This window comes from Algoriphagus sanaruensis, from assembly GCF_001593605.1.
GTDB classification, from domain to species: Bacteria; Bacteroidota; Bacteroidia; order Cytophagales; family Cyclobacteriaceae; genus Algoriphagus; species Algoriphagus sanaruensis.
In genome coordinates, this window is the sequence record NZ_CP012836.1 from 124,344 (window position 1) to 144,161 (window position 19,818).

A 19,818-nucleotide genomic window follows, 5' to 3' on the forward strand; every position below is an offset into this window, starting at 1 on the left:
TAATTCCTACTTATCCAAAACCATGGATAAAGAAGAGGATACCATCAACGTATTGAATTAATGGATTTGGGTTTACCTTAAATCTTATCCAGTCCTTTCCAGAATTTCAAAAAGTAATATTTCAGGGGATTGCTGTATTTAAGTTGCTTCCAAGGTCGACTTGCATGGGGACGATGCCAAACCGGTGCATTCATCAATACCCAATTACTATATCCAAGTTCAATAGCCTTCTTGGAAATAAAGGTATCGTACCAATCCTTTGCCTCGTCTAAACCTGCAAAGTCATAGGCTTTGAGAAAGTCGAGGGAAAATAAGGTACAACAAAAACTCAAACTGCGATTTGTAGAAATTACTGGTTGTTTGACTCCTTTAAACTTGAGATACGGGAAATTAACGACACCTTTTTCATCCACCGTGACCGATCCCAACAAGCCGGATTTCGGTTTTTCTTCCAAACTTTTCAATAAGACTTCTACCGTTTCAGGCTGTACAACCACGTCAGACTCCACTACCAAAAGAGGCAGATTTTCACTTACTGCACGCTTTTGAGCCATTTGAAGTACCAATTTATAATTAGGAGAGGGATGATCCGTCAAGTCCTCCAGGTGAATCAATTCATAACCGATTTCTCCTTTTTTCTCTTCCAAAATCGCTTTGGTTTCCTCCGAACTAAAGTCATTAAAAATCACATGTTGGACTTTTACAGAGGAATTTGCAATGGCCCTTGCGGTATCAAGGGTAGTTTCAATTGAATTTTTTACTGGAGTAATGACAAGAGCTCGGGGCATGGAGGGGATTTTGGACAAAATTAACCGATTCTTAGAAGGCAAAAAAATTGCCCCGCCAGACCGACGGGGCAAAGAAAGATAATTTATATACGAATTAGGCTAGTTCACCCAGTGCTTTTTTGATTCGCTTCATGGCTTCCACCAATTCAGCCTCGGAGGCAGCATAGGAAATTCGAACGCAGTTTGGAGCACCAAAAGCAGAGCCAGTCACCAAAGAAACATTGGCTTCGGCTAATAGATACAAGCAAAGATCATCTGCATTAGCTACTTGGTGGCCTTTGGCTGATTTTCCGAAAAACGCAGTAACATCTGGGAAGAAGTAGAAAGCTCCTTCAGGGACATGCGTCTTGATGCCAGGAATATCTCTCAAAAGTCCAAGAACCAAATCTCTTCGCTTGAGGTATTCGGCAGCCATTTCCTGAGAAGGAGTTTGATCTCCCGCGATACCTGCCAATGCAGCACGCTGCGCGATTCCGGTATTTCCAGAGGTAAATTGGCCTTGCATTTTTTCTACTGCTTTGGCAATTTCCAAAGGAGCACAGATATACCCTACTCTCCAGCCAGTCATCGCATAGCCTTTAGAAAATCCATTAACGGTCACAGTACGCTCAAACATTCCCGGTAGGGAACCGATGCTGAAATTTTTACCTGTGAAATTGATCAATTCATAAATCTCATCCGCAATCACCACGAGGTTTTCATGTTTCTTCACAACGTCTGCAATGGCTACCAATTCCTCCTTGGAAAATACGGAGCCAGTTGGGTTACAAGGTGAGGAATAAATTACGGCCTTGGTTTTTGGAGTAATTGCTGCTTCCAATTGAGCAGCAGTAGCTTTGAAGTTATTTTCTAAATTACCTTCAATCAATACAGGAACGCCTCCGCACAATTTGATGATTTCAGCATAGCTCACCCAATACGGAGAGAAAATCACCACTTCATCTCCTTCATTGATGATACACATGAAGGTATTGGCAATTGAGTGCTTAGCACCTACTGAAACCACGATATTTTCAGCCTTTGCATCAGTGATACTATTTTCGTCTCTGAGTTTTTTGGCGATAGCCTCTCTCAAATCCTGATAGCCTGCTACAGGAGGATAAGCGAAATATTTTCCTTCATCAATCGCATCCTTTGCAGCCTGCTGGATATGCTTAGGGGTTTTGAAATCCGGCTCACCCAAGCTCAAGCTGATGATGTCAATACCTTGAGATTTCAGCTCCCGAGCCTTTTTGGCCATTGCGAGGGTTGCTGACTCCTCCATATTTAGAATGCGATCTGATAGAATAGATTTCATTAGTTATAGGTTTTTTTTACAGATTCGTCAAAATTAACCATAAGATTATTAATTCTAAACAATCCCATGGAATTGATCTTGAATTCAGGGATAAACGGATCCCTTGAACCAAAAGTCAAAAGTCCATAAAATCAGATGAAATGTTATTTTTGGGTAAAATAGCGGGACAATCCTCCCGTTTTGAATGTACATGAAGCAATTCTTTCTTTTTCTTCTTTTTAGTGTTTGCCTGGTTAAAGTTGGCTTCGCCCAAAAAACCGATCCCGACAAAAAAGCAGATCCTGATTCTACTGGAGTAGTGTCCTCGGCACTCTTGCCTACAGTTGCGCCCTTGCTTTTGTTTGATGAATCAAAGGAGAAAGAGGAAAAAAAAGAAAAGAAGAAAAAGGCTCGCAAGAACATTTGGTTTGGGGTAAAAACCATGAAGGGATACACCCGACGCACCCTAAGAGGTCAGGAGTATTTGGAATTTTTCAATTATACCGATGCAGGCCGTAATCCAAATCCATATATCCGAGATGTATATTGGTTTGACCCCAAAGAACGAGCAATCCGAACAGAAGGATTCACTCAGGGAGTTGGCTACTTGCTTCATGGCCCCTATGAGCGATTAGTCAATGAGACCGTCGTAGAAAGTGGCATGTTTTATTACGGAATGAAGCACAAAACGTGGATGGTATTTGACGACCAAAATGTTTTGCAGGACAAGGCACATTTCAGTGAAGGCTGGGCCAAGGAATCGCGAATATCCTATTACGAAGAAAACTCTAAGTCCATCGAAAAAATTACGCCTGTTCAGTACGGACTGGAGGAAGGCAATTTTTTTCACTTTTATCCCAATCAGCAAATCGCAGTGACAGGGGAATATAAGTTTGGGGAAAAGGTCGGCGTATGGACCGAATATTGGGACACTAAAAACACCAAGGCAATCCGCAAGCGAGAAATTCAATATCAAGAGGAACCCTATACTAAAAATTTCCGCCCGTATATCCGGGCGGAATGGGATCAAGACGGAAATCTAGTTTATCGAAAAAACTGATCAGTTAGCTCGAAATTTAAACTGTTGCCCTCCTACCGAAGCTTCATACATTAAGCCCTTTTTTGTCCGAGTAAAGACCAAAACTCCTTCATTGTATTTTGCATTAGCAGAGGCCCCCGATGCTGCAGCCACGGCAGAAACCTGAGCTGACATTTCTATTTTTCCTTCTTTAAATCGGTCAAATGCCTCCTTGGTCTCAAAAAAAACCACTTCGGAGTACGCTTGACCACCTGCCTGAAATCCAATGGTCAGCTGAGTCATTCGTGCATATCCAATATGCTTTCCATTTTCAAAAGCCACCCCATTTCCTGCTGCAGCTCCTACTCCCCAGGCCCCTTTACCTACATTAGGTAAAATGATGTAGCCATAGGAATCTGCAAAGAAGTCGGCAAGTCCTGGGTCATCTTTCAAAAATGCTGCTTTTGCCGCTTCTGAATCGGCATAAATTTTTTCGTCTTTTTCATCATCTTGAGCAAAAACGGCAAAAGAAAATAAACTCAAAGCGAAAAGAAGGATTAGATTTTTCATTGGATAAAGGTGATTTATTGGGTGATTAGATCGTAGCGAATTAGAACTTTATCAGTGGATTTCAAATGTTTGGAAGGCAAGTAGAAAGTCTGGATTAGCCGGTTTCGATTTTCTCCCCTTTCCCATTTAATAGAAAGCATCCTCAAACTGCCTGAAATTGAAATTTCCACTTCGATCCTTGTATACGCCAACGATGTCAAAACGGATATCCTTTTTCCAATCCTCTTCATAAATAAAATGATCAGCTGCTTTGATCAGAAGTTTCCGCTTGGTGGCATCTACAAACTCCTCTGCATAGCCAAATCCCGTGCCTGAGCGAAATTTGACCTCCACAAAAATCAAAATTCCTCGATGCTTCATTATCAAATCAATCTCAGCATGTCCATGCCGGTAGTTTTGAGCAACGAGCTCATATCCTTTGCCGATTAGCCAATCCGCAGCGAGTTGTTCGGCTAGTCTTCCTGATTCATTGTGTTCTGCCATGGGATTTATAGTTAATTTTGAAAAATCGAAGAACGATCCAGCCCTCAGGCCTGTTTAAAAAGAATTCCAAGAGGACGTCACATGAACCAAATTATCAATAAAACAGTAGAATTCCGAGATTTAGGCCGCATGGACTACCAGGAAGCCTGGGATTATCAGGAAAAGATTTTTGCGGAAATCGTGGCCCTGAAAATCAAAAATCGAAACCTTCCTTCCGATCAACAGGAGTCCACTCCGAATTACCTTTTATTTGTGGAGCACCCCCATGTTTACACCTTGGGAAAAAGCGGTAAACAAGAAAATTTACTTTTGGATGAGGCTGGGCTAGCAGAGCATGAGGCTTCCTACTACAAAATCAACCGAGGTGGAGACATTACCTATCACGGTCCGGGTCAACTGGTCGGCTATCCAATTTTGGATCTGGATAATTTCTTCACTGACATCCACAAGTATCTTCGACTGCTTGAAGAAGCCATTATTTTGACCTTGGCGGATTATGGAATAGAGGCAGGAAGAATCGACGGACTTACCGGGGTGTGGTTGGATCATGTAGCGCAAAAAAATCCACGGAAAATCTGCGCCATGGGCGTCAAGTCCAGCCGTTGGGTAACCATGCATGGCTTTGCGTTCAACCTAAATGCAAACGTCTCCTACTTTGGGCACATTATCCCATGCGGGATTGATGACAAAGCAGTGACTTCCTTGCACCTGGAATTAGGCAGACCTGTGGATGAAACCGAAGCCAAAAACAAAGTCAAAAAGCATCTCGCAGAGCTTTTTGAAATGAATCTGATCGAAGTAAAATAATTAAGTTGGATTAATCAGTCTCAACTTCTAGACTTTAGTTTTGAGAAGCAAAATCAGGCCATTCCCCCTTCTCAAGAGGGTCAGGGGGATTTATAATCAAAAGAAAATAGAATTTCATTCCTAATTATTCATAAAAGGAAAATGAAAAAAGATATCGACTTCTCTCCCGTGACGGGTGTAAAACTAGCTATCGCAAAAGAAGAAAAAGCAACCGGAACAGAGTGGGCCGTGTACATCATCAACCTCAATCTCATCGAATTGAGCACCGTGATGATCACCTCCAAAGGCTATGGTGTTTTGGACGGGGAGAAAAGACAAACCTCTACCCTCCGACACATGATCGAAGAGCTAGGGGCTGAGTCCATCGCCAAAGTAGAGCCTATTGATCCGGCGGTATTTTCGCTCACCAATGAATTTTGGGTGAGCTATTACATCCTCGATCAGATTTTTGACAAAAAGTTTATCTTTACTCCTGGCAGTTTTGACCCTGTCAACCTCCGGATGATCCCGGAATTGGGATTGGAGGGAATCCTTCACAGTTAATCCTTGATGTTATGGCAGATTTTTTAGAACAGCTCAGCGACATTTTGTTTTTGGATATTGAGACCGCTTCCCAAATGGAACATTTTGATGAAGTGGATTCCCGACTGCAGCCAGAATGGCTCAAAAAAGAAAAGCTGATTCGAAGTGAAAATCCCAATCCCGAACCTGGTTCTTTATATTTTGACCGTGCAGGAATCCATGCCGAATTTGGACAGGTTATCTGCGTGGGAGTTGGGTTTTTCCAGACTAAAAAGAAGGATAAAAAAATCTATTTCCGGTCAAAGGTTTTTGCACATGAGGAAGAGCGGGAACTTTTATTGGAGTTTAAAGCCTTGTTAGAGAAGAAAAAATGGATTCTTTGCGCCCACAACGGCAAAGAGTTTGATTTCCCCTACCTCTGCAGGCGTATGTTGATCAACGGGATTTCACTTCCCGAACCCCTACAAATTGCCGGTAAAAAACCCTGGGAAGTCCGACACCTGGACACCATGGAGCTTTGGCGGTTTGGAGACTATAAATACTACACCCGATTGGAACTCTTGGCTGCGGTGTTTGGAATCCCAAGCTCCAAGGATGGAATAGATGGAAGTGAGGTCAACGCCACCTATCATCTGAAAAAAGACCTAGAAAAAATAAAAAAATACTGTCAACGTGACGTGGAAGTAACTGCTAGAATTTACATGGCGATGCATCCACAACTGGACGATTTGGAAATCGAAATCGTGTCCTCAGAAGATTCAAAAAAAGATCACAAAGATTGATGCCATTAGGCATGCATTTCTTTTTACCTTAAGAAAAAAATACCCCTCATGGGAAGAAAATCAGATAGAAAACATTCCAAAAAAAATAAAGGAAAGCAGTCTGGAGGAAATGACGCCTCCTTTTTAGCCAAAAAAATCCTCCAATTTTTAGACGCCAACTTTGGGCAAGAATTTAATGCGAAACAAATTATCAAGCGCCTTGAAATCCGTGATGCGGTAAGTAAAGAGGCGGTGGAACCCATCCTTTATCGACTGGTTGATGGGGGAAGTGTTTCAAGAAATTCCCGAAACTATTTTTCCTCTACCAAAGACCCAGATTTTATCACGGGTACCGTGGACTTTGTCAATCCTCGTTTTGCATTCATTATTCCTGATGATCCTGAAGCTGTAGGCGGAGATATTTTGATCAAAGAGGCCGATCTCAAACAAGCCCTCGATGGAGATAAAGTTCGAGTTATGGTTTTTCCAATTAAAGGAAAGACCGGCAGAACCGAAGGTCGAGTCCTCGAGATTTTAGAGCGAAGCAGAGATGAATTTGTAGGCCGGGTGGAAATCTCACCTCGATTTGCATTTGTCGTTCCTGATTTTAAAAAAATGCACAAAGACATTTTTGTGCATCGCGGGGATTTGATGGGTGCGGAGCACAATGAAAAAGTCATCGTCAAACTCTCCGAATGGAGGGAAGGAGACAAAAACCCTACGGGTAAAGTCACCCGAGTTCTTGGAAAAGCAGGTTTGCATGAAGTGGAAATCCACTCCATCATGGCTGAATTCGGATTGCCTTTCGAGTATCCCAAGGAAGCAGACGAAGAAGCTAATGCGATTCTTGAAAAAATTTCGGCCAAAGAAATTAAAGCCCGAAAGGACTTTCGAGACGTCCTTACCTTTACCATAGACCCGGTCGATGCCAAGGACTTTGACGATGCGATTTCCTATCGGGAATTAGAGAACGGAAACTTGGAAATCGGGGTTCATATCGCTGATGTGACCCATTATGTGAAGCCTAAAACGGCTTTGGAAAAGGAAGCTTTCAATCGAGCTACCTCAGTTTATTTGGTGGACCGAACCATCCCTATGCTTCCCGAGCGCTTGAGTAACGGTCTTTGCTCCCTTCGTCCCAACGAGGACAAATTGACCTTCGCCTGCGTATTTGAGATGGACAAGAGCGCCAAAGTGGTCAATCACTGGATCGGCCGGACCATCATCCACTCCAACCGACGCTATGCCTATGAGGAAGCTCAGGAATGCATCGATACCCAATCAGGGGATTATTTTCAAGAGTTGACCTTGCTCAATGAGTTGGCTAAAAAGATCAGAAAGCAGCGATTTGAAAAAGGGGCAGTCAACTTTGAGACCGTCGAGGTGAAGTTTAAGTTGGATGAAAAAGGAACTCCACTTGGGCTTTTTGTCAAAGAGCGCAAAGACATCCACAAGCTGATCGAAGAGTTTATGCTCTTAGCCAATAAGTACGTAGCCGAATTTATTTATAAGAAAAATAACGGAACAGATACCTTTGTCTATCGAACTCACGACAGCCCAGATTTAGATCGATTGGAGACATTTTCTGGCTTTGCGAAGCGGTTTGGCCATCAGATGGACGTGACCAACGTACAGAAAATTTCTACGGCACTTAATAAGTTGATGGATGAGATTCAGGGCAAACCCGAGCAAAATGTCCTTGAGCAACTCGCCATCCGAAGCATGGCCAAGGCCAAGTACACCACAGAACCGAAAGGTCACTTTGGATTGGCTTTCCCTCATTATACCCACTTCACCTCTCCTATCCGCCGATACCCGGATATGATGGTGCATCGCCTTCTAGAGCATTATCTGGAGGGAGGCAAATCTCCTGAAGCAGAGTCCTGGGAGCAGAAATGTGTGCATTCCTCCGAGCGGGAAAAGCGTGCCGCAGACGCCGAGCGCGCTTCCATCAAATACAAGCAGGTCGAGTACATGTCCCTTGCTGAGCAGAAGGATTACGAGGGCATCGTCAGTGGCGTGACCGAGTGGGGAGTCTTCGTCGAGATTACTGAAACCAAGTGCGAAGGCATGATTCGGGTACAGGATATGGACGACGATTACTATGAATTTGACGAAAGAAACATGCGTCTGATTGGGACGAGAAGTAAAAAAATGATCACTTTGGGAGACAAAGTACTGGTCAGAGTAGTTAACACCGATATCGACCGTCGAACCATCGATTTGGAATTTGCAGAAAATGACAGAAAAAAGTCTCGCCCACGCGCTTTTAACTAAGCTGGAACAACACATCACTACCCACTCTTTCGGAGAATCACCCACCGAACTTTACGAACCGATCACCTACATCATGAGCCTGGGAGGCAAGCGGATTCGTCCGCTGCTTTCGCTTTTGGCGTATGGGATTTATGGGAAAAATCCGGAGGAAATCCTGTCTCAGGCCGCTGCCGTGGAGGTCTTTCACAATTTTACCCTGATGCATGACGACATCATGGACAATGCTCCCCTGCGAAGAGGAAAGGCTACAGTTCATGAAAAGTGGAATGCCAACATCGCCATCCTCTCCGGAGATGTGATGCTCGTGAGAGCCTATGATTTGCTCTTGGGTACAGACCCGAAGTTGCTAACCGAAGTGATTCGACTGTTCAATAAGACGGCGGCGGAAGTCTGCGAAGGACAACAGTTTGATATGAACTTTGAAGCCTATGAGACCGTCCATGAGGCCGATTATATCAACATGATTAGGCTGAAAACCGCCGTTCTCTTAGGTTTTGCACTTCAGCTTGGGGCAGTTTTGGCTGGTGCTGAAAAGGAAGATGCACAAAAGCTCTATGAGTTTGGGGTGAATATTGGCATCGGTTTTCAGCTGAAAGACGACTTGCTCGATGTCTATGCTGATCAGGCCAAGTTTGGCAAGCAAGTAGGCGGAGACATCATTTCAAATAAGAAGACCTTCCTCTTGATCAAAGCCTTGGAACTCGCCCAAGGAGAAGATATGGCAGCGCTGAATCATTGGCTTTCGCTGAAGGAATTTGACAAAGTCGAAAAGGTAAATTCGGTAAAAGCGATTTACGAAAAACTCGGCATCCGCAGCCTGACCGAAGCCAAAATGCAATCCTACTTTGATGCGGGCTTCAACCAATTTGAAGGCCTACACTTCCAAAACGAGGAATACTATCAGGCCCTGTACGCCATCACCCAAGACCTGATTCACCGGGAGAAATAAGCTATGGAATTGACGTTGACCACCGCGATCATCGGGATCACGGCGATTACCAGCATCCTCGGTTTCAACCGGCCTGATCTGTTAGACAGATGGATGTTTATCCCCTACCGGATCAAACACCGCAACCAATGGGATCGGTTTATCCTTTCGGGATTTATTCACAAGGATTACATCCATCTGCTCTTTAACATGTTTACCTTTTACTTCTTTGGGGGAGTGGTGGAAATGTTCCTGCGCTATCAGTTTGGTCAAGGCTTAGGTGGATTCGTTTTTGTAGCTTTTTACCTATTGGGGATTGTCATTTCTGACATACCTACTTATCGTAAATACAAAGATTCTAGCTATTACCGAGCTTTGGGTGCATCTGGGGGGACATCAGCGACGGTATTTGCCAGTATTGTGATCATGCCCCTGTCCGACATTTGCCTATTTGGGATCATCTGCCTTCCCGGATTTATCCTTGGAGGCTTGTTCCTCATTTATTCCTACGTCAAAGGCAAGCAGGACAGTGACGGCATCAACCACGACGCCCACCTATATGGAGCGATTTTCGGTATTGCATTTATTCTAATTCTCTCACCCTCAAGTGCGGGGATGTTTTTGGAGCAGATTAAGGGGTTTAGGTTGTTTTAAAAAAGAAAATCCCATCAGGTTTTAGAAACCTGGTGGGATTGATGATCAAAAAAAGGCCTCCAGATCACTCTGGAGGCCTTTTATATTACTTCTTGATTTCCAATTTGGTTTTCATTTCCTCAATATTGAGCAGTCGGGATATCTGCTCCCGTTCCAGTTTTCGGAATCGAGCCAGCTGCACATCGATTTGCTCAGTCAGCTCTTTTCTTACAGCTTCAGATTGATCGGTAGGCTTGTAGTCTCCATTCCCAACCACGCTGCTCAAGTGAGCCAATTTGTTGTTCAATCGGATTGGAAAGTTAAGTGGGTCCTGACCACTTCGGTTTTTGGTCTGATATAGCGTTTCCTCAATCTCCTGCATTTCAGCTTTGATGGCTTCCAGATTTTCAGGTTTGGAAGAAAGTGAATCCAACTCGGTTCGATACGCTCGAATCAGCTTGATAGCCTGATGGGTTTCGGTGATTTTATCCCGCACGGCCATTAAGTAGGCAAATTGCTCTTCCAACTCAGCCTGCGTGGATTCGTAGCGGGGGTCAGCCAAGACTTTAAAGCTTTGCTCCTGAGCTTGACCATCCACGGTCATTTTCACTTTATAAGTTCCCGGCACAACCTTTGGACCACGAAGATTGGCTGCCCACATGATGAGTCCGTCGAAGCCTTCGGCATTCTCCGCTCTAAGATTCCAGTTAAATTCACCTGCACCAGGTTTTACCTTAAGGGTATCTCCATTCACTCCATTAGTAGAGAACCAGCGGATTCGTTCATTTTTCTCATTGAAGAATTCAATCTTCAATTCCTGCTTGGGTTTTTCCTTCAGGAGATAATAAACTAAAACCCCGCCAGGACGATTGGTACCGGTAGTTAAGCTGCTTCTTTTCATCCCATCCATACGATAGGAATCTTGGGGCTTGTAAAGATGAAACGCCTTGTTTTCGATTCCTGGTTCCGCCTGATGGAGGACGGTCAGGTCATCGATAATCCAAAATGAACGACCCTGGGTAGCAGCAATCAAGTTATTTTCTTTAATCGTCAAATCAGTGATTGGAACGATAGGAAGATTCAATTGCAAAGAATGCCAGCTGGCACCATCGTCTTTGGAATAATACATGCCCGTCTCGGTACCTGCATAGAGCATTCCTTTTTTCACAGGATCAGCTCTTACCACTCGGGTAAAATGCTCTGCATCTATCCCTGAAACAATCTTGGTCCAGGTTTTTCCATAATCCTTGGTCTTATAGAGGTAAGGCTGGTAGTTCCCCATTTTATATCCAGTAGCCGCAAAATACGCCTCTCCAGCTTCAAATGGACTTGCCTCTATCGAGTTGATCTGAAGCCACTCCGGCATATCTTTCGGAGTTACGTTCTGCCATGTTTTTCCATTGTCTGCGGTCACATGCACCAAGCCATCATCCGAGCCCGCCCAAATGACACCCTGCTTCATCGGAGACTCTGCTGCGGTAAAGATGGTTGCATAGTATTCAACTGAGGTGTTGTCTTTGGTAATCGGTCCTCCTGAAGGACCTAGTTTGCTTTTGTCATTTCGAGTCAAGTCAGGAGAAAAGACTTCCCAGCTTTGGCCCTCATTCGTAGATCGATGAAACTGGTTACTAGTTGTGTAAAGTAGCTTGGGATCATGAGGCGAAAAGAAGATCGGGAAATTCCACTGGAATCGATATTTCATACCCTCGGCACCATGGCCCATGGGGTTATCAGGCCAAACATTAACGGTTCGGGAAGTTCCATTCCGATGATTTTCTCTGGTCAAAAGACCACCATAAGACCCACCATAGACAATATCACTATCTAAAGGATCCGGTGCAATCCATCCTGATTCGCCTCCAGCGGTAGGTTGCCAATCTTCTTCCGTAATAGCTCCACCGTCATTTCTGTGGCGAATTCGAACTGTCGAATTATCTTGTTGCGCACCATAGATTCGGTAAGGGAAGCTATTGTCAGTAGTCACTCGGTAAAACTGTGAAGTTGGCTGATTCATCATTGTTGACCATGTCGACCCTCCATCCTCAGAAATTTGTGCTCCCCCATCATCTGCGATAATCATTCGCTGATTGTTAGCAGGATCGATCCACAAGTCGTGGTGATCTCCATGAGGGGCATTGGCGCCTTTGAAAGTTTTACCTCCATCGGTGGATTTATGGTAGCTCACGTTGAGAACATAAACCGTCTCTTCATCTTGGGTATCTGCAAAAATTCTGGAGTAGTACCAAGCTCGTTGACGAAGGCTACGATCCTCGTTGACTTTTTCCCAAGTTTGGCCAGCATCTTTTGATGTATAGACTCCACCATTATCATTTTCGATAATGGCATAAAGCCGGTTAGAGTTTTTCGGAGAAACTGTAATTCCCATAATCCCGAGAATTCCTTTTGGAAAGGTCTCCTTTGCAGAAAGTTCCTCCCAATTTTTACCTCCGTCTATGGATTTAAACATCTTGGAGCCCGGTCCACCACTTTCCAAACTATAAGGTGTTCGTTTGATTTCCCAAGTTGTAGCATAAAGCGTTTCAGCATTGTTTGGATCTAAAATCAAATCAACTGCACCTGACTGTTCATTGGTGTAGAGAACTTGCTCCCAAGATTGGCCACCATCCAGAGATTTGTACACCCCGCGCAAATCGGTAGGCTGAAAAATGTCACCTAAGACTGCTGCATACACGATGTCAGGATTTGTTGGATGGATACGAACTCTGGAAATGAAGCGGCTTTTGTCTAAGCCTGCACGTGACCAGTTTTTTCCGGCATCCGTACTTTTCCACATCCCGTAACCAAAAGAAACATTGCCTCGGACGGTTTTTTCTCCACCACCCGCATAGACGACAGAAGTATCGCTTTCAGCGACGGCTACCGCTCCCATGGATCCACCAAAGAAACCATCGGATACGGATTTCCAGGTTTGGCCTGCATTGGTAGTTTTCCAAATACCACCCCCGGTAGAGGCGAAATAATACGTTTTATCACTTCCTTTGACTCCTGTCACTCCGTCCGCACGACCCCCTCGGAAAGGTCCGATCAGTCTCCATTGGACGGCATCATAGACTTTGGGATCAGGAACTTGCTGGGCAATTAAAGAATTGCCCAAAAGCATCATGATCAGAACTAGGCCTGACCAAGCTTTTTTGAAATGTGTATTCATGTAAGGTCCGTTTGATTGGGTTTCAATTTAAAATTTAGCGGGGGAAGTCTTAAGTTTTTTCAAAAAAATGACCAGTGGTACTAGCTTCCTTTTAGGGCAAAAAAAAACCTCTTCTGACGAAGAGGTTTAGAACTTTTAGGTAGACCTAATTAAGCTTGAGTAGGCTCAACACTTACGTAAGATTTTCCGTCAGATTTGGTTTTGAAAGCAACAACACCGTCAGTCAATGCGAACAAGGTATGATCTTTACCCAATCCAACATTAAGACCTGGATGATGCTTGGTACCACGCTGTCTCACAAGGATATTTCCTGCGATTACAACCTCACCACCAAACTTCTTCACACCCAATCTTTTGGAATGTGATTCACGACCGTTTTTGGAACTACCTACACCTTTTTTGTGTGCCATGATATTATTCGTTTATGATTTCTAGGTGAAATCTTAGAGTGTAATGTTTTCGATCAATACTTTAGTGAAGTCTTGTCTGTGACCATTCTTCTTCTTGTAGCCTTTTCTACGCTTCTTTTTGAAGACAATCACTTTGTCACCTTTTACATGATCCAGAATCTTTCCGGATACCTTAGCTCCTGCGATAGTTGGAGCGCCTACAGACACAGTACCTTCGGCTTCTGCCAATAGTACTTGGTCGAATTCCACGGAAGCGCCAGCTTCGCCTGCCAATTTAGGGGCATAGACGTACTGATCTTTTGTTACTTTGAACTGCTTTCCTGCGATGTTAACAATTGCGTACATGAGAATTGATTTTCGAAATCGGAGTGCAAATATAGAGAAGGAAATACGAAGTGCAAAGAATTCCTCCTAAAATAGCCCCTTGTATTTAAATAGAAATTTCAAGGAAGAGATGAAATCAGGAAAATTGATCGACTTGGTCTTGAAATGACATGAATTTTTAAATCCATTTTTCAAAATATGCGAACATGGATTTTTGTATAAAAACCGGTAAGCAATTGGTTGTCAGCAAATATTATTTAAAGAAAAAGGATTAAAATTTCTGACCGTTATTCAATTTTTGAACAAAAAATCAATGTGGAAAACTTTTTTAAAATTGTTGAAAATTATTGATCCCCCTCCAAAACCTCATATTATTTGATTTTATACTTCACTTCATAAACTTTTATTAATTGAATTATAGATAGTTATATTTTTTTTGACTCTTGGTTAAAAAATGCCTTAAAGTGGGCTTGCTCCAGTTTTTTTTTATGAATTTGCATTACATATTTGTTTAAAGCTGTCCCGAAAGGATGGCTTTTCTATCCCCAAGCCTTTGAAGAAAGCTCTAAAAGTTTTCTAAAATCAAAACCAAAATTAAAACACGAGCGAAAGATGCAGCAAGAACCTATTTTAGTGGAGAACAAAAACCGGTTTGTCCTTTTTCCTATACAGCATCCAGATATCTGGCAGTTTTATAAGAAGGCAGAAGCGAGTTTTTGGACGGCGGAAGAAATAGATTTAAGCCAAGACTTAACAGATTGGAAAAATCTTAACGATGGAGAAAGACACTTTATATCACATGTTCTTGCATTTTTTGCAGCAAGTGACGGCATCGTAAATGAAAACTTAGCGGAACATTTTGTAGCTGAGGTTCAATATACAGAAGCGAAGTTTTTCTATGGTTTCCAAATTGCCATGGAAAATATTCACTCTGAAACCTATTCCCTCCTTATTGACACTTATATCAAAGATGGTCAAGAAAGAGATCGCCTACTGAATGCAATCGAACATATTGATTGTGTAAAAAAGAAAGCAGAGTGGGCACTTCGTTGGATTGATAACGGAAGCTTCCATGAGCGTTTAATTGCATTTGCTGCCGTAGAAGGGATTTTCTTCTCGGGATCATTCTGCTCTATTTTCTGGTTGAAGAAAAGAGGCTTGATGCCAGGACTCACTTTCTCCAATGAACTTATTTCTCGAGACGAAGGATTGCACTGCGATTTCGCATGTCACCTTTATACAAAACATGTCGTCAATCAGTTACCAAAAGACACCGTAAGAGAAATCATTATGGATGCGGTAGAAATCGAAAAAGAATTCGTTACTGACGCACTTCCAGTTCGACTCATCGGTATGAATTCAGATTTGATGTGCCAGTACATCGAGTTCGTGGCTGATCGTTTATTGATGGAATTAGGCTGTGAAAAAGTATGGAACAGCACAAATCCATTTGATTTCATGGACATGATTTCCCTACAAGGAAAAACCAACTTCTTCGAGAAAAGAGTAGGTGACTACCAGAAGGCCGGAGTGATGAAATCTACTGAAACTACTGAAGCAACCTCCAGATTCTCTATCGATGAGGATTTCTAAATACCCAGAATTTTTTAACCACCAACAACCAACCCTTAAATACGCCTAGATATGCTTGTAATCAAAAGAGACGGAAGAAGAGAGTCCGTAAGATTCGACAAAATCACTGCAAGGATCGAAAACCTTTGCTATGAATTGGATCCAAAATTCATACAGCCCATTGAAGTAGCCAAAAAAGTAATTGATGGCTTGTATGATGGGGTTACTACTGCTGAGCTAGATAATCTTGCTGCAGAAGTCTGTGCTTCTTTGACTGTAAAACATCCGGATTATGCTGTGTTAGCAGCGAGAATTGCCATCTCCAACCTTCACAAAACCACAAGTCAGTCCTTTTCAAATACTATGAAAAGGCTGTACACCTATGTCAATCCAAAAACTGGCGAAAACGCCCAATTGATTGACACAGAAGTATATGGCATCATTAAAAAGCATGCGGCAAAACTCGATGAGGCGATCGATTACAAGCGGGATTTTGGGTATGATTATTTTGGTTACAAAACCTTAGAGCGAAGCTACCTTATCCGACTGGATGGTAAAGTGGTGGAAAGACCACAGCATATGCTGATGAGGGTTTCTGTTGGGATCCATAAAGAAGACATTGAATCTGCGATTGAAACGTATAATCTTCTTTCTGAAAAGTGGTTTACACACGCTACCCCAACCCTCTTCAACGCCGGTACTCCAAAACCACAACTTTCTTCTTGCTTCTTGTTGACCATGAAGGAAGATAGCATTGATGGGATTTACGATACCCTAAAGCAGTGTGCTAAAATCTCTCAATCTGCAGGTGGTATCGGTCTTTCCATTCACCATGTGAGAGCTAAAGGAAGCTATATCAAAGGCACAAACGGCGTTTCTAACGGTATAGTACCCATGTTGAGAAACTTCGACATGACGGCTCGTTATGTGGATCAAGGTGGAGGAAAAAGAAAAGGAAGCTTTGCGGTCTACTTGGAGCCTTGGCATGCTGATATCAAGGACTTCTTAGAACTAAAAAGAAATCACGGAAAAGAAGAGATGCGTGCTCGAGACTTGTTCTATGCACTTTGGATTCCTGATTTATTCATGAAGCGTGTAGAAAGAAATGAGGAATGGTCACTCTTCTGTCCAAATGAAGCCCCAGGACTTTCTGATTGCCATGGGGAAGAGTTCGAAAGACTATACGAAAAGTACGAGCGCGAAGGAAAAGCTAGAGAAACGATCAAAGCCCAAGAATTGTGGTTTGAAGTCTTAGAATCTCAAATCGAAACCGGTACTCCATACATGCTTTACAAAGACTCTGCTAATGGCAAGTCTAACCAGAAGAACCTGGGTACTATCAAATCATCCAACCTTTGTACTGAAATCATCGAATACACTGCTCCAGACGAGGTTGCAGTATGTAACTTGGCCTCTTTGGCCTTGCCAAAATTCGTAAGCACAGGTGCTGATGGCAAACAATATTTTGATCATCAAAAACTGTATGAGATCACGAAAGTTGCCACTCGAAACCTCAACAAGGTAATTGATGTCAATTATTATCCTGTAGAAGAAGCCCGAAGATCAAACTTCAGACATCGTCCTATCGGATTGGGAGTACAAGGACTAGCAGACGCATTCATCATGTTGAGAATGCCATTTGACTCCGAAGAAGCAAGAGGTCTTAATGAAGATATCTTCGAGACCATCTACTATGCTGCGGTAGAAACCTCCATGGAATTAGCCAAGACTCAGGGGACCTATGAAACCTTCGAAGGCAGCCCTTCATCACAGGGTATTCTACAGTTTGACATGTGGGGAGTGACTCCTAAATCTGGAAGATGGAACTGGTCTGAATTGAGAGACAAGGTTAAAAAATATGGCCTAAGAAACTCCCTATTGGTAGCACCAATGCCAACAGCCTCAACTTCTCAAATCCTTGGAAACAACGAATGTTTTGAGCCTTACACCTCCAATATTTACACCCGTAGAACCTTATCTGGTGAATTTATTGTGGTCAACAAGCATTTGATGAAAGATCTCATCAACCTAGGCTTATGGAATGAAACAATGCGTAACCGATTGATCGCGACCAATGGTTCCGTACAAAACGTGCCTGGCATTCCACAAAACATCAAAGACCTATATAAAACGGTTTGGGAAATCTCTCAAAAGGTGATTATTGATATGGCAGCTGACAGAGGTGCATACATCTGTCAGTCCCAGAGTATGAATATTTTCATGCAAGATCCAAACTTTGGTAAACTGACCTCCATGCACTTCTACGCTTGGAAAAAAGGCCTTAAGACCGGTATGTATTACCTCAGATCACAAGCCGCTGCCGCAGCTATCAAGTTTACGTTGGACAAATCAGCACTTGAACCAAAAAATGATGCTGTTGTAAATGCAGAAGCTTTAAAAACACAAAAACAAGATGCCATTGCCTGCTCATTGGACGACCCAGAAGGTTGCGAAATGTGCGGAAGTTAATATCTAGAGTTCGTAAAATGGAGAAAGGCGTTTGATGGTATCAAACGCTTTTTTTATACCTTCCCTTTGACACAATACAACACATGGAAACATCTAACTATCTCAAACGTCTTAAAGATCTAACCAGTCAGACTGAACCTAAATTTGGTCAAATGACTGCACAGCATATGGTTGAGCACCTTGCACTTACCCTTAAACTTTCCTACGGAAAGGTTAAAATCCCTGAGTTTGAAGTTCAAGAAAAACATCTTCAGCAAAAATTTTTACTCTTACGAACTGAAATGGAATTTCCGAGAGGAGTAAGAATCCCAGGGACATCAGGAGAACTTACAGATTTGAGGTATCCTGATTTTGAAACTGCCACCGGAGAGCTAATCAAGTCATTTGAGGTCTATTTGGAATACTTCAAAAACAATCCCCATTCAAAAACTTGGCATCCAAGATTTGGGCCTTTAGATTTCGAAGAATGGGAAATTTTTCATGCTAAACACATTCAGCATCATTTCAGCCAATTTGGAATTTGAATCCCCTATTCAAGAGGTGACACCCCGCCAGAAACCATAAACTTCATGACATCTGAACTTTTCACTCCTTTCAAAGGAGTGATTTTCTCTCGCTTCACTAAGAAGACATTTCCTGAGACATTATAGCTGTGTGGGAAATAAACAGCAACCAAATCCGGCTCGCCGAGAATTGTTAAATCCTCCTGAGTAATAAAGCCCAATCGAAATACGGACTCAGAAACCTGAACACGAACAGGTGAACTGAATTTTTTCTTTTCCCCAACAAAAGCTCCCATCAGATCTTTTATTGAGGTATAAAGCAGGTTTACTAAAGGAATCTTAAATACCGCCCGTTCGAACCAATCAAATAAGGGTTTTGTGAAAAACAGACTAGCCAAATAGCCCACAAACGTAATCAAACCCAGAACCATCAAAATACCAATTCCAGGGATTGGAACAGGAATCAAATTATCCAGAAATAAAAAAATCTGATAGATCACGTAAATAGTGATCGCCAAAGGGGTTAGAAATAATAACCCTCTGAAGAAATAAGAAATCACTCGCCGATAGGTGAAGGACATAGGATTTGGCTATAGATCATAAAAAATGCTTAACCATTTGATTAAGCATTTCAGCAAAGTTAGAAAGTATACATCAGTCTAAAAGTTTGATTTTCACACTTCGGTAAAAAATCACACTTTCAGGATCATGCGCTTGAAGTGCAATCGTTCCGTGATCGAATTTTTTTTCACCTGCATTGGCAGGTCGATTTTGATCTTCAGATTCATCATATTCCATGACCACTTTATCGTTGATTTTGACCGTAGCCTGATCACCTTTCACAATTATATGATAGGTATACCATTCACCGTCTTCGACATAAACCTCTCTCACATCATTAAATGAATAAAGGCTTCCAGACTTTCTCCAGTCGCCATGAGTTTGGTTAACTTGAATCTCATACCCTTTATTTGGCCAGCCTGTTTCTTGATATGTAGTATGGATAAAAATTCCAGAGTTAGCTTTTGGCATTGTCTTTACTTCCACCATCAATTCAAAATTGGCAAAATCATGATTGCCTACAGAACCATCGTAAAATGCATGGCCTCTTGGCCCGTCAATTTTGATAGTCCCATCTACTACAGAAAACGACTGTGGATTTTCTGAAATTTTCCAACCATCAAGGTCTTTTCCATTAAATAACTCAATCCATTTTCCTTGCTGGGAAAAACTGGATTGACACCACATAAGAGTAACTACTAAACTGAATACAAGCTTTTTCATGGCTGGAGAGGTTTGGGTTAATTG

General features: G+C 42.5%; 19 protein-coding genes. 10 read left to right on the top strand and 9 right to left on the bottom strand.

Going from position 1 to position 19,818, the window contains the following annotated elements; genetic code table 11:
- Positions 1–77: 77 nt before the first annotated feature.
- Complete coding sequence (locus AO498_RS00600; protein ID WP_067542263.1) at positions 78–788, bottom strand: glycosyltransferase family 2 protein; 711 nt, start codon at positions 786–788, stop codon at positions 78–80.
- Positions 789–882: 94 nt separating this feature from the next.
- Entirely contained in the window at positions 883–2,085 is a 1,203-nt protein-coding gene (locus tag AO498_RS00605) for a pyridoxal phosphate-dependent aminotransferase (protein WP_067542266.1), read from the bottom strand.
- A gap of 190 nt (positions 2,086–2,275) precedes the next feature.
- On the opposite strand from AO498_RS00605, the gene AO498_RS00610 reads away from it, so the two are divergent.
- On the top strand, positions 2,276–3,124 hold the full coding sequence (locus AO498_RS00610; RefSeq protein WP_067550155.1) for a toxin-antitoxin system YwqK family antitoxin: 849 nt from the start codon (positions 2,276–2,278) through the stop codon (positions 3,122–3,124).
- Here the strand turns inward: AO498_RS00610 and AO498_RS00615 are convergent, their stop codons facing one another.
- Together AO498_RS00615 and AO498_RS00620 are read right to left on the bottom strand one after the other, a co-directional pair.
- Positions 3,125–3,652 (bottom strand): lipid-binding SYLF domain-containing protein, encoded by a 528-nt coding sequence (locus AO498_RS00615; protein ID WP_067542269.1) that lies wholly within the window; start codon positions 3,650–3,652, stop codon positions 3,125–3,127. It lies immediately after the preceding gene.
- Between the two features lie 126 nt (positions 3,653–3,778).
- Complete coding sequence (locus AO498_RS00620) at positions 3,779–4,135, bottom strand: YraN family protein (protein WP_067542272.1); 357 nt, start codon at positions 4,133–4,135, stop codon at positions 3,779–3,781.
- A gap of 81 nt (positions 4,136–4,216) precedes the next feature.
- Between AO498_RS00620 and lipB the strand changes: the two genes are divergently transcribed.
- The 6 genes from lipB (at position 4,217) to AO498_RS00650 (ending at position 10,084) form a co-directional block, all read left to right on the top strand.
- Positions 4,217–4,942 carry a lipoyl(octanoyl) transferase LipB gene (lipB, locus tag AO498_RS00625; RefSeq protein WP_067542276.1) on the top strand — a complete coding sequence of 242 codons (726 nt, stop codon included), beginning with the start codon at positions 4,217–4,219 and terminating at the stop codon, positions 4,940–4,942.
- A 141-nt stretch (positions 4,943–5,083) separates the two neighbouring features.
- Positions 5,084–5,485: a hypothetical protein gene (locus AO498_RS00630; protein ID WP_067542279.1), complete on the top strand. Its 402-nt coding sequence runs from the start codon at positions 5,084–5,086 to the stop codon at positions 5,483–5,485.
- Positions 5,486–5,496: 11 nt separating this feature from the next.
- Complete coding sequence (locus tag AO498_RS00635) at positions 5,497–6,246, top strand: 3'-5' exonuclease (RefSeq protein ID WP_067542282.1); 750 nt, start codon at positions 5,497–5,499, stop codon at positions 6,244–6,246.
- Positions 6,247–6,294: 48 nt separating this feature from the next.
- Entirely contained in the window at positions 6,295–8,502 is a 2,208-nt protein-coding gene (rnr, locus tag AO498_RS00640) for a ribonuclease R (protein WP_067542285.1), read from the top strand.
- Positions 8,465–9,451 (top strand): polyprenyl synthetase family protein, encoded by a 987-nt coding sequence (locus AO498_RS00645; RefSeq protein WP_067542288.1) that lies wholly within the window; start codon positions 8,465–8,467, stop codon positions 9,449–9,451. The genes rnr and AO498_RS00645 overlap by 38 nt, the downstream gene beginning before the upstream one ends.
- Before the next feature lie 3 nt (positions 9,452–9,454).
- Complete coding sequence (locus AO498_RS00650; RefSeq protein WP_067542291.1) at positions 9,455–10,084, top strand: rhomboid family intramembrane serine protease; 630 nt, start codon at positions 9,455–9,457, stop codon at positions 10,082–10,084.
- Between the two features lie 85 nt (positions 10,085–10,169).
- Here the strand turns inward: AO498_RS00650 and AO498_RS00655 are convergent, their stop codons facing one another.
- From AO498_RS00655 to rplU, 3 genes are all read right to left on the bottom strand, one after another.
- On the bottom strand, positions 10,170–13,187 hold the full coding sequence (locus AO498_RS00655) for a WD40/YVTN/BNR-like repeat-containing protein (RefSeq protein WP_236778657.1): 3,018 nt from the start codon (positions 13,185–13,187) through the stop codon (positions 10,170–10,172).
- A 194-nt stretch (positions 13,188–13,381) separates the two neighbouring features.
- Positions 13,382–13,642: a 50S ribosomal protein L27 gene (rpmA, locus tag AO498_RS00660; protein WP_067542297.1), complete on the bottom strand. Its 261-nt coding sequence runs from the start codon at positions 13,640–13,642 to the stop codon at positions 13,382–13,384.
- 33 nt (positions 13,643–13,675) lie between these two features.
- On the bottom strand, positions 13,676–13,987 hold the full coding sequence (gene rplU / locus AO498_RS00665; RefSeq protein ID WP_067542300.1) for a 50S ribosomal protein L21: 312 nt from the start codon (positions 13,985–13,987) through the stop codon (positions 13,676–13,678).
- Positions 13,988–14,578: 591 nt separating this feature from the next.
- On the opposite strand from rplU, the gene AO498_RS00670 reads away from it, so the two are divergent.
- The 3 genes from AO498_RS00670 (at position 14,579) to AO498_RS00680 (ending at position 18,531) form a co-directional block, all read left to right on the top strand.
- Positions 14,579–15,559, top strand: a complete 981-nt coding sequence (locus tag AO498_RS00670) for a ribonucleoside-diphosphate reductase small subunit (RefSeq protein WP_067550157.1) — start codon at positions 14,579–14,581, stop codon at positions 15,557–15,559.
- Positions 15,560–15,610: 51 nt separating this feature from the next.
- Positions 15,611–18,007: a ribonucleoside-diphosphate reductase subunit alpha gene (locus tag AO498_RS00675; RefSeq protein ID WP_067542303.1), complete on the top strand. Its 2,397-nt coding sequence runs from the start codon at positions 15,611–15,613 to the stop codon at positions 18,005–18,007.
- A gap of 83 nt (positions 18,008–18,090) precedes the next feature.
- Positions 18,091–18,531, top strand: a complete 441-nt coding sequence (locus AO498_RS00680; RefSeq protein ID WP_067542306.1) for a DUF1569 domain-containing protein — start codon at positions 18,091–18,093, stop codon at positions 18,529–18,531.
- Between the two features lie 5 nt (positions 18,532–18,536).
- On the opposite strand, the gene AO498_RS00685 is transcribed toward AO498_RS00680, so the two are convergent.
- Together AO498_RS00685 and AO498_RS00690 are read right to left on the bottom strand one after the other, a co-directional pair.
- Positions 18,537–19,091 carry a DUF502 domain-containing protein gene (locus tag AO498_RS00685; RefSeq protein WP_067542309.1) on the bottom strand — a complete coding sequence of 185 codons (555 nt, stop codon included), beginning with the start codon at positions 19,089–19,091 and terminating at the stop codon, positions 18,537–18,539.
- A 73-nt stretch (positions 19,092–19,164) separates the two neighbouring features.
- Positions 19,165–19,794: a 3-keto-disaccharide hydrolase gene (locus tag AO498_RS00690; protein WP_067542312.1), complete on the bottom strand. Its 630-nt coding sequence runs from the start codon at positions 19,792–19,794 to the stop codon at positions 19,165–19,167.
- Positions 19,795–19,818: the final 24 nt, after the last annotated feature.

Coding starts and splice junctions, on each gene's coding strand:
- AO498_RS00600 (WP_067542263.1), bottom strand. CDS start 788: ATGCCCCGAGCTCTTGTCATTACTCCAGTAAAAAATTCAATTGAAACT.
- AO498_RS00605 (WP_067542266.1), bottom strand. CDS start 2,085: ATGAAATCTATTCTATCAGATCGCATTCTAAATATGGAGGAGTCAGCA.
- AO498_RS00610 (WP_067550155.1), top strand. CDS start 2,276: ATGAAGCAATTCTTTCTTTTTCTTCTTTTTAGTGTTTGCCTGGTTAAA.
- AO498_RS00615 (WP_067542269.1), bottom strand. CDS start 3,652: ATGAAAAATCTAATCCTTCTTTTCGCTTTGAGTTTATTTTCTTTTGCC.
- AO498_RS00620 (WP_067542272.1), bottom strand. CDS start 4,135: ATGGCAGAACACAATGAATCAGGAAGACTAGCCGAACAACTCGCTGCG.
- lipB (WP_067542276.1), top strand. CDS start 4,217: ATGAACCAAATTATCAATAAAACAGTAGAATTCCGAGATTTAGGCCGC.
- AO498_RS00630 (WP_067542279.1), top strand. CDS start 5,084: ATGAAAAAAGATATCGACTTCTCTCCCGTGACGGGTGTAAAACTAGCT.
- AO498_RS00635 (WP_067542282.1), top strand. CDS start 5,497: ATGGCAGATTTTTTAGAACAGCTCAGCGACATTTTGTTTTTGGATATT.
- rnr (WP_067542285.1), top strand. CDS start 6,295: ATGGGAAGAAAATCAGATAGAAAACATTCCAAAAAAAATAAAGGAAAG.
- AO498_RS00645 (WP_067542288.1), top strand. CDS start 8,465: ATGACAGAAAAAAGTCTCGCCCACGCGCTTTTAACTAAGCTGGAACAA.
- AO498_RS00650 (WP_067542291.1), top strand. CDS start 9,455: ATGGAATTGACGTTGACCACCGCGATCATCGGGATCACGGCGATTACC.
- AO498_RS00655 (WP_236778657.1), bottom strand. CDS start 13,187: ATGATGCTTTTGGGCAATTCTTTAATTGCCCAGCAAGTTCCTGATCCC.
- rpmA (WP_067542297.1), bottom strand. CDS start 13,642: ATGGCACACAAAAAAGGTGTAGGTAGTTCCAAAAACGGTCGTGAATCA.
- rplU (WP_067542300.1), bottom strand. CDS start 13,987: ATGTACGCAATTGTTAACATCGCAGGAAAGCAGTTCAAAGTAACAAAA.
- AO498_RS00670 (WP_067550157.1), top strand. CDS start 14,579: ATGCAGCAAGAACCTATTTTAGTGGAGAACAAAAACCGGTTTGTCCTT.
- AO498_RS00675 (WP_067542303.1), top strand. CDS start 15,611: ATGCTTGTAATCAAAAGAGACGGAAGAAGAGAGTCCGTAAGATTCGAC.
- AO498_RS00680 (WP_067542306.1), top strand. CDS start 18,091: ATGGAAACATCTAACTATCTCAAACGTCTTAAAGATCTAACCAGTCAG.
- AO498_RS00685 (WP_067542309.1), bottom strand. CDS start 19,091: ATGTCCTTCACCTATCGGCGAGTGATTTCTTATTTCTTCAGAGGGTTA.
- AO498_RS00690 (WP_067542312.1), bottom strand. CDS start 19,794: ATGAAAAAGCTTGTATTCAGTTTAGTAGTTACTCTTATGTGGTGTCAA.